At 58.2% G+C, this 8925-nt stretch carries 6 protein-coding genes; 4 read left to right on the top strand and 2 right to left on the bottom strand.

Annotated features, from left to right (window positions below; translation table 11 throughout):
• Positions 1-443 precede the first annotated feature (443 nt).
• From VIM98_RS10555 to VIM98_RS10540, 4 genes are all read left to right on the top strand, one after another.
• Positions 444-944, top strand: coding sequence for a CS1 type fimbrial major subunit (locus tag VIM98_RS10555; RefSeq protein ID WP_331993064.1), 501 nt, complete (start codon positions 444-446; stop codon positions 942-944).
• 99 nt (positions 945-1043) lie between these two features.
• Entirely contained in the window at positions 1044-3512 is a 2469-nt protein-coding gene (locus VIM98_RS10550) for a TcfC E-set like domain-containing protein (protein ID WP_331993063.1), read from the top strand.
• Positions 3513-3711: 199 nt separating this feature from the next.
• Complete coding sequence (locus VIM98_RS10545; protein ID WP_331993062.1) at positions 3712-4923, top strand: hypothetical protein; 1212 nt, start codon at positions 3712-3714, stop codon at positions 4921-4923.
• A gap of 29 nt (positions 4924-4952) precedes the next feature.
• A complete protein-coding gene (locus VIM98_RS10540; RefSeq protein WP_331993061.1) occupies positions 4953-5696 on the top strand; it encodes a CS1 fimbrial subunit B flags: Precursor in 744 nt (247 codons plus the stop codon).
• 85 nt (positions 5697-5781) lie between these two features.
• On the opposite strand, the gene VIM98_RS10535 is transcribed toward VIM98_RS10540, so the two are convergent.
• Both VIM98_RS10535 and VIM98_RS10530 read right to left on the bottom strand, forming a co-directional pair.
• Positions 5782-8325: a hypothetical protein gene (locus tag VIM98_RS10535; RefSeq protein ID WP_331993060.1), complete on the bottom strand. Its 2544-nt coding sequence runs from the start codon at positions 8323-8325 to the stop codon at positions 5782-5784.
• A 335-nt stretch (positions 8326-8660) separates the two neighbouring features.
• Positions 8661-8925 (bottom strand): hypothetical protein (locus tag VIM98_RS10530; RefSeq protein ID WP_331993059.1); only part of this gene is annotated, 265 nt, incomplete at its 5' end.

Here is an 8925-nt window from a genome sequence, read left to right as displayed (position 1 = left end):
CTAAAAACCTCTCAATCGCCCGAATATAGCGAAAGCGGATCCTATCGTTGTGGGAGCGACTTCAGTCGCGACAAGGACTTGCGATAAGGCACGATCGTCGCGACGAAAGTCGCTCCCACAGAAGAGCCAGTTTTTAGAGGTTCCCTTCAGTCGCGACTGACCGGAGCGTGTAGCACAAGGTTCGACAACAGTTGACGATGGCGATGTAGCCGCCCGTTGCCCGGACCCCAACTGCCGAACCCTACGCACCTCGCCGCACAAACCATCGATATCATCGCATCACCTTAGGCCAAGTCTTATGGTCTTACACCCGCGATCAGACGATGATGGCAAGCAGTCGGGGCAAGGACGCCTCCGTCCTAAGTGTTTCACTGGTGCACACAAGACCGAATGCTTCGGCCTGATGCCGCCGACACACCAGGCTCTTCACAGGGAAGTTCTCCATGCAACTCAAGCGCTCTTTTCTCGCGCTCCTCGCCATGACCGGCTTAGTAGCAAACTGCGCCGCAGCGGATCAGACAAAGACGTTGGATTTCACCGTCACAGCCACGATTCCCGCACCTTCTGGCTTCACCGTTACACCGGAAGGCAACTGGCATAACACGCCCCTGGCAATGACGTTCGACCCGGAGACAGGCAAGCTCAAGCCAACCGTTGCCAAGAAGGTGACTGTAAAAGGCACCGAACAAATTACGGCCAAGCTCGCAAGTGCGGCCGAGCTTGTCCACAACACCGCCAGTAAAAACAAGATTCCTATATCGATCCAGATAGGTGGCAAGACACTGTCGGCCAGTGCATCTCAAGAGATAGCAAATAAATCCGACGCGGGCAAAGGCAAGGAGATCAACGTCGTTGTGAGCCCCACCTCGAACGACGCATATTTGGCTGCACCGGGCGATTACACCGCCGTTGTCGGCATCATTTTTGAGACGACCCTGCCCTGATCGCTTCTGCACGATTGTTCGACCGTCAGGTTATTTGACCTCATATCTGTTCGATCACTGGGGGGCGCTGCGTGCGCCCTCCTTTCAGGAGCACCCCACATGCATGCTCGCCCGCGCCTGCTTGCTGTTGCCATTTTGCTCGGGCTCGGAAAATCCGCATACGCCAGTACGGCCTCATTGAATCAAACGCATCTTCTGGATCAAGCCGATTCGATGCCTGCCGATTTTCGTGAGCACTTCTTCGATGCTCCCCTAGTCGTACGCGTCGAGCGTGACGGCCGGTATATGGGCGATGCCAAGATCGTTCTTTCTCCGCGCAATACGGTGCAACTGCTGCAATTTACCGAGAGCGACGAAAGCGCTCTGTCAGCAACCGAACGCGAGCGTTGGACAAGCTACCTGAGCGTACCTCGTGCGCTCGGCTCCTGCAGCCACGCTTGTAGCGACGGGTTGCTTGCCTTGCACTACAGCCTGGAAAACTCTGTGCTTTCTCTGGTCACGGCCGAGGCCGAACGGGATACTCGAACAGAGCGATACCATCGGCTTCCGCCCAAAGGAAGCTATGGCGTGCTGCTTGGCAACAACCTGAATCTCAATGCTGACGGAACGCGTACGACCGGCACCTACCGAGCCGACCTGACAGCCAGCGTCGGTCAATGGACACTGGTCGGCAACTATGTGGCCTATCGCAGCGGAGAACGGCGCGCGCCTTGGCAACAATCGCTGCAGGGCGCCTATGCCCAGCGAGAGCGTGCCGATCATTTTGTACGGGTAGGTTATTTTCTTTCCGACTTTCAGGGCGTAGGTCGCCAGCCCAATGCCCCAGGCCTGCCAGCGCTCACCACCTTGGGCGCCATGATCGGCTCTTCCGACTCGCTGCTGATCGGCGGCGACACACCCAGCCTGGTGCCCCTGTATGTCACGGCCAATCGCCAGGGCAGCGTCGAGCTTTATCGCAATGGCGCACTGATCTATACGCAACAGATAGAGCCCGGCCTACAGCTGCTTGAAACCCGCCGCTTGCCTGGCGGTATCTACGACGTCGAAGTTCGCGTCATCGAGGATGGTCAGGTGACTTCCACACGTCGCGAGCTGATCAATAAACCTACGCATTGGCACGACCCCGATAAGCGCTGGCGCTACAACGCGTATGCCGGAAGACAACACAGCCTGTTCGACGATCGCAACGATCGCCGCAACGGCGCCTACAGCTTCAGCGGCGCCGCCAACTACCTGGCCACCCCTCGCACCGTGCTCGGTGCTTCCTTTACCGGCCTGGGTAACGAACGCACGGTCACGGGTTCAGTCGATTGGTATGCACACGAACGTGCCAATCTATACGCCAATCTCTACCGCAGCCATCGCCATGGCCGCGGCATCGACGTTCAAGCACTTTACACCTATCGGCAGGGCAACCTGAACCTCAGCCACAATCGCCAGCGGCAGACCGCCGATCGGCAGCGCGGCACCCGCGCTGGCTGGACACGAAACTCGACGGTCGCGGCGACCCATACATTCGCACAGCGTGGCACCTTGACCGCTCGCGCGTCATACAGTCATGGCGCCTCACGAGGCCTTGGCTTCGACCTGATGTTCAGCCGGCAGGAATCCTGGTTCGGCCATCGGGCCCATTGGCGCGCCTCTGCATTCGACCGACCCGTCACATCCTACGGCCGAACAGCGCGCAATCGCGGCGTCGACCTGTCAGTCAATATCTCGCTAGGAGACAACCAGCGCTCCTATCGAGGCAGTATCGGCAGTCGCAGTGGCGCAGATGGACGGCGTGACCTGTACGGCACAGCGGGCGTGCAACAACGCGTCGACGCCGGTCCGCTAAGGCAAGTCACCGCCGACGTCACCGCGGATCGTTATGGCTTCAGCCTTGCGGCCAATGCCCAGTTCGATAGCCCCACGCTGAGCGGCAGCGCCTTTGCACTACGCTCCTCCTTCAACCGGAAGATAACGGGAGGCGTAACACTGGAAAATATGCTCGCTTTCGGTGGTGGAAAGCTGGCTGGCGGCAACCGGGCCGCAGACGTACACACCGGCTTGATCCTGGATATCGACTCGGATATCCCCGACCTCGATCTCCGCGCACACGATAGCCAAGGCACGATGACGCGGCTGAAGCCTGGGCGAAATCTGGTTCCAGTCGCAGCCTATAAAAGTGGCAATGTGCAAATCGACTTCAACAGCAGCGACGCACCGGCCGCCGCGATCCTTCCGCTACATATCGACTATCACCTTAACAAAGGCGGCGTCGCGCAGCGTAGCATCAAGGTTTCCCGCACCGTGACCGTGATCGGCCGCGTTGCCGATTATCGCGGCGAGCCGCTGCGTGGCGCACAGCTGCATAACCATGTCGGCCGCAGCGTGGCGCAAGCTGACGGCTTCTTCACACTGGAAATGAGCGCCAGCCAGCCGGAGCTGGAGGTGCGTCACCCCGCCGTCAAAGACTGCCGGGTCAGGCTGGATGCCAGTCGGTATCCGCGCGATGGCGACACTATCCTGGCTGGCACGCTTACCTGTCCGTCGCTTGGTAATCACGCTTTAGCCGGTGGAAGGTAAACGGAAATACCATTCGTTTGCATCGACATCGCCATGCTTGGAGCCATACCGCGACGTCGCGCGCCGACGACTAAGGCCGCAACAAGCTCTTTTAATCAGAGTGCTATCCGCTTTGAAGCCCACCTCACCCGCATGTCACCATGAGCTCATGCGGAAATGAGCCTAACACGCCTCATATCTTTAACAGCAACGGACTGCTATGCACCCCCTTTCGACCAGAGCGCTGCGCGCCTGCGTACATGCCGTACTCAAACTTGTCATCTTGTGCGCGGCATTGCCTGTCGCGGCCGCAGATGTGGTCGTGACAGGAGCATTTCGCTCTTCTGCGCAAAACGCCTCTGATCAAACGTTCCAGAACACAACCACGCAAAGCCAATACTGCCACTGGCAACCGGATCTCTGCCAAGAGCGCGGCCACTATGTCTTTGACGTGCCGGTCACGGTGTCCAGGAACTATGTCAGTGGTGACAATATACGTACACGAATGTATGCATCCTTTCCTGCTCAAAGGGAGGTCATACTTCAGAATCAACATGGGGATACTGCTCGCTTTACCGTTGCCTTCTCCTCCTACAGCGGCGAACTGGCGCCTGTCGACCGCAGCAAACGTGCCGACATACTTTCCTTCGAGGGCGGCTGCTCTCATCGATTGATGGTCAACCTGCCGTCTGCGATGCAATTTGGAGTGTCGATAAAAAATACAGCGACACCCTCCCCCTGCTATGCATCGAGTAACACTGACGCGACGAGTACAACCACTTCTTATCATAGTCCTTCCATTGGCCTTGGCCTGCGAATTGTCACTCCCGCTCCGACGGCACTTCCCAGTGGCGTATACACAGGCAACCTGACGTACTCGCTGGGTGGCGCAGGCAATGACATCGATTTTGGCGATGAGGTCACGGTCAGCGACAGCACCCTGACAGTCCGCTTCGAGTTCACCGTCACACACGAACTTGATGTCATACGATTGGATGAGTCAGAAAAGATCGAACTGGTACCCGAAGGTGGCTGGTCAGCCTGGACCGATCCCGATAGCGTGCCGCGAGAATTGAAGGCCACGACTCAATTCAGAATCTTCACGAAAGACCCCATTCATGTAACTCTTCGTTGCCAATATGGCACCGGAAGTCATTGCGCGATACGCAGCAGCCAGGACAATTCAGAAGTCGAAATATTCCTAAGACTGACTTTTGGCGGCTGGCGCCTCGTAGAGTCAGGAATACCTATTCATTACTATTTATTCGACAAGTCAAAAGATCATTTCTTCGAAATGTACGATGGCGAGGCTGCCGCTCAGCCGTCGATAGCGCTCTTCGCCGTCAATGGTGCACCTGTGTCCAAAATGCTATCGCAGCCCGGATCGACTTGGAGCGGAAACGTCACCCTGATCTTCGAAACCAGTTTCTGATAGGAAATCTTCAAAGTAAGGAAGCGACCATGCTTATGCGAATTTTTCTCATCACTACCGTGCTTGCCGCGTACCCGATTGCTCATGCCGCGTCACCAGGCATTCATATTGGCTCTCTCTACGAATTTCTTGATCCCGGCAAGCAAACACTGCTGAAGCGTATCCGCAACAGCGGCGACGCGACGGCCTTCGTACGTGTCGAAATAAGTGAAATTGTCTATAACGAAAACGACGAACCGAGCGAAATCCCGATCGACAAAGCACGGATCGGTGGCGACGATCCCACGCGTCACGCCGTCGTAAGCAGCCCGGATCGCTTGATCATCCGGGCCGGCGGGCGGTATGCCACGCGCTTGATTCATGAAGGAAACCGCGACAGGGAGCGTTACTATCGCGTTCGCTTCATTCCCGTCCTACCCGAAAAGCCAGAAGAGTTCGGCCTGAACGAGAAGGAGGCCGCGGATTATGGCTCGTCTCTCCAGGCCGGCGTCAAGGTAGTCATCGGTTACGGCATGACGCTTATCGCGCGACCTAACCAAGTGCGCTACGACACACAACTCGGCGATCATCATGATGAGTACATCGTCGCCAATCAGGGCAACACCACGCTTATCCTGGATAATTATCAGGATTGCAAAGGTGTGAATGACTGCACCGACTACCGTCGTATCTACATCAGGCCCGGTCATCAGGAGCACATTGCCAAGGAATCCGGGCACACCTACCAATTTCTGTTGAAAGAAGGCGACTTGACTCGCTCCATAGCTTTCTAACGATCATGCTTCATGGAGAGAAGTGAGGAGATCGAGAAAACGTACAGGTGCGCCGGCGCCGCTCTCTCACTTCGGCTACCGGTGCCTAAAGACGAGTGACACGCAGGGGCCTCTCGACGGCATGCATCGCCCAGCCCGGCTTCGGCGACACCGGCAAATCGACCGGCGTAATCAGTTCACTGGCAAATTGCTTCTGTGTGAAGGCATCGTACAGATCGCCAAAGAATGCGGTAAGTTGCTCACACGCTTGGCGATCGTCGATAGCACGTCCAGTGCGAAAGGCCTTCATCTGTTCAAAGATCGGATGCTCGCCCTTCTCGCCACGTAAACCGTCCCAATACCTTGCCTCATGGTGCACGGCCGACGTCGGATCCCCCATCCGGCCCATCAGGTTGTGAAGCGACTTGGGTTGCGCCAGGATGAAGGCTGCCCAACTTGCCAGGGGATCTTTGCTGCCTTTCAAGCGCATGTAACGGTTGAGCGGGCCGCTGAGACAATTGTCGCCAAAATGCTCCCGCACAGCGTCGCTCTGTGCGACACCTGTGCTTACGCCGGCATCGATCATCAATCCAGGCGCTACCGGCAGACTGATCATGGGACCGATGCCCATGGATCGTTCACGATAGAGGATTGCCGTCTGAAGTCGATAGCCTTTGGCCTCGTCCGGAAACGCGGCTTCGCTCTGGTAGGCAGGCTTGAAAAAACGGATCAACAAGCGTCCGCCTGCCGTGACATCGGCCGACAGATGCGAAAGACCCTGTCCGAGCAGGTTGCTTAGATCGCTGGCCAGTGAAGCCTCCGGAAGCACTGGCTTGACTGCATCCACAATGGCAGCAGCGAGCTGGTTCAGCTGCGATACCAGGGAGAAGCTCACTTCAATATTGAGGTATTCGCCGGCACGTAATGGATTAGGATCACGACGGTGCGACTGGTGCACGCCCATCCCGACACTCGCACCGATCGCGTCGATACCGGCACCTACTCGCAGATGCAAGGACGAGGTTTGGATCTCTTGCATGAATCGATCGGCGACACTGCTATTTGTACGCACGTGATCGCGATCGTGGCCGATATCCATCTCGTAGATCTTGCGCGCTACACGATCGAAATCCGTCGCCAACCGATCGTCGTCGCTGCCCGATGCCAAGCCCTGCGGGTTCACGCGCAGCCAGGCGTGAGCGGCGAGCATATGGACCATCGCTTCCTCACGCGTAGCGGCCTTCCAGCTCTTCAGGAACGAAGCTTCAATATCCCGTACGGCTTTCCTGGATACGCCGCTGTAACGGGCAACCTGCTCGTAATGCTCCACTTCGGCCTCCAACCGCGCCAAGGCAGTCGCAACACTCAATGGTTTTCCATGGGTTTCGAGAAGGCGGGAAAGCGGCGCCGTTGCCGGGTTGCTGCCCAGTAGGCGCTCCCCACGTCGGACGATGGCTTCGACGCGCCGAAGATCTACCGGGGTTTCGACATGCCCGCCTTCCAGATAGGTCGATATGGGTGTCAACAGCGCTGCCCTGACTTCCGTTTTCTGGCGCGAGGCCGACGCCGAGGCCGCAATCACGCCAGCCGACGCCGCGCCCGTCACGTTGCTCCGCCATTGGTTGACGACTGCGCGTAACGGCACCTGCGACAACTCCGAGGGCAGCTCCCGCGACATCGGTTGCAGCCGAATACCCCAGGGCGATACCAGCATGGGTAATTTGTCGCGATAGGCATTGGCGCGCCGCAGGATCTGGTCGTAAGTCGAAGCACGGGCGCGACTGCCGATCAGCCCCCGCCATGCGTTACGCAGTTGTTGCAGGCCACTCGTACGGTTGAGCTTTTTCTCCGTCACCCGGGCCGCGACATCTTCGATCAGGCCGAGATCCTTGGCTGGCGCTTTGGCGTATTCCACCCAGCCTTCCCCCGAGACCCCCAACATGTCGCCGATGCCGGCGGTTGCCTTGCCATAAAGGCGCCCTGCCCGCTCATGCATGGAAAGCACATTGATCGCATCGTCAGCCGTCACGATCTTTGTCGCGCCCCACCGCACGCCGCCACCGATCTTCGCCACACCGGACAGGCCACCGCCCAGACCGAGGCTCAATGCCGACTGTTTCACGTGCGACGAGCCCGGAAGGCCCAGGCTGCTGTGCTTAGCCTCCCATTGCGCGGCTGTTTCCTCAAGCTTGATGCGCATGGCGGCAGCTTTGCTGAACGCGCGCATGGCTTCGCACACATCGCATATAAGCTGGGCTCCATCGACACGATGGCCGCCATCGACCGTGAAATCGCTTAGCCGTCCCTTTGGAAGGCGCTGCCGTACGCTGCGCATCAAGGCAGCGAGTGCCTTGCTTTCCCTGGCGTCGAGCGGTTCATTCATCGAGCGCGCTGCAAGCGCGCCACAAAATCGGTCGACATAGTGCGCGCGCTTGCTGCTACAGGGCATGTGACTCAGGGTGTCCTGCATGCGCCCCAGAATGGACAAGACGGTCAAACGCGGCAGGCGATAATCGGCACCGATGCCAAGCAGTGCGCCTTCGCTGGAGATGGCCGTTCGATCGGTAGCGCGGTCGTCCGTTGCGTGGCCGATGCTTGCCAGATGAGATGCCACCGGCTTCGTCTTGCCGCCAACTGAGGGTATTCCCATATGCGGCATCGAGTAATCCAAACGCGTCGGGGCAAGTACGTGAAACGGAGAAACTAGGCTGCTTAACATGAATAGTCCGACTCTGGCTTGAAGGAGTTGTCGACAGTTCCGTGACGCAATCGACAGTTCGTTATAGCAACCAGCTCGCACTTTCAAATCAGTCTATGGCCTAGCGATAACTACATCGCAGCGATGCATGACGACGGGCTGCGCAAACACGTTGTGTGCGCAGACACCTACAGCCCATCATCGGGCGCGACACGATCCGCGCTCAGGAGTGGAGCTGCCATCGGTGACAACTCCACGCCCTTTTCGCTGATTCGTCGCGCTGACCGCTAGGCGCTTCGGCCCTCCCCACGGCCTAACGCCCGGTCTCGTTCACCCAGGATCAGCAGTACAGCATTCAAGCCCTCGATGGCCTGATCCTTGAGATGAAAGCATTGGCAGCCACTCCCATCCTGATGACGCCGCCGGGCCGCCAGGGCCAGGGCGAGCACTTCCACGACGGCCATCGTTCCACGCGCGACATCATTGCGGTTCGATGCTGCAGGGGAATTCACGGGGAAGTGACGAGAAAGAACCCCGAGGGAAAGCTTGGGG

The organism is Dyella sp., assembly GCF_036568765.1.
Classification (GTDB): Bacteria; Pseudomonadota; Gammaproteobacteria; order Xanthomonadales; family Rhodanobacteraceae; genus GSA-30.
This window is presented reverse-complemented; position numbering and strand designations above follow the sequence as displayed.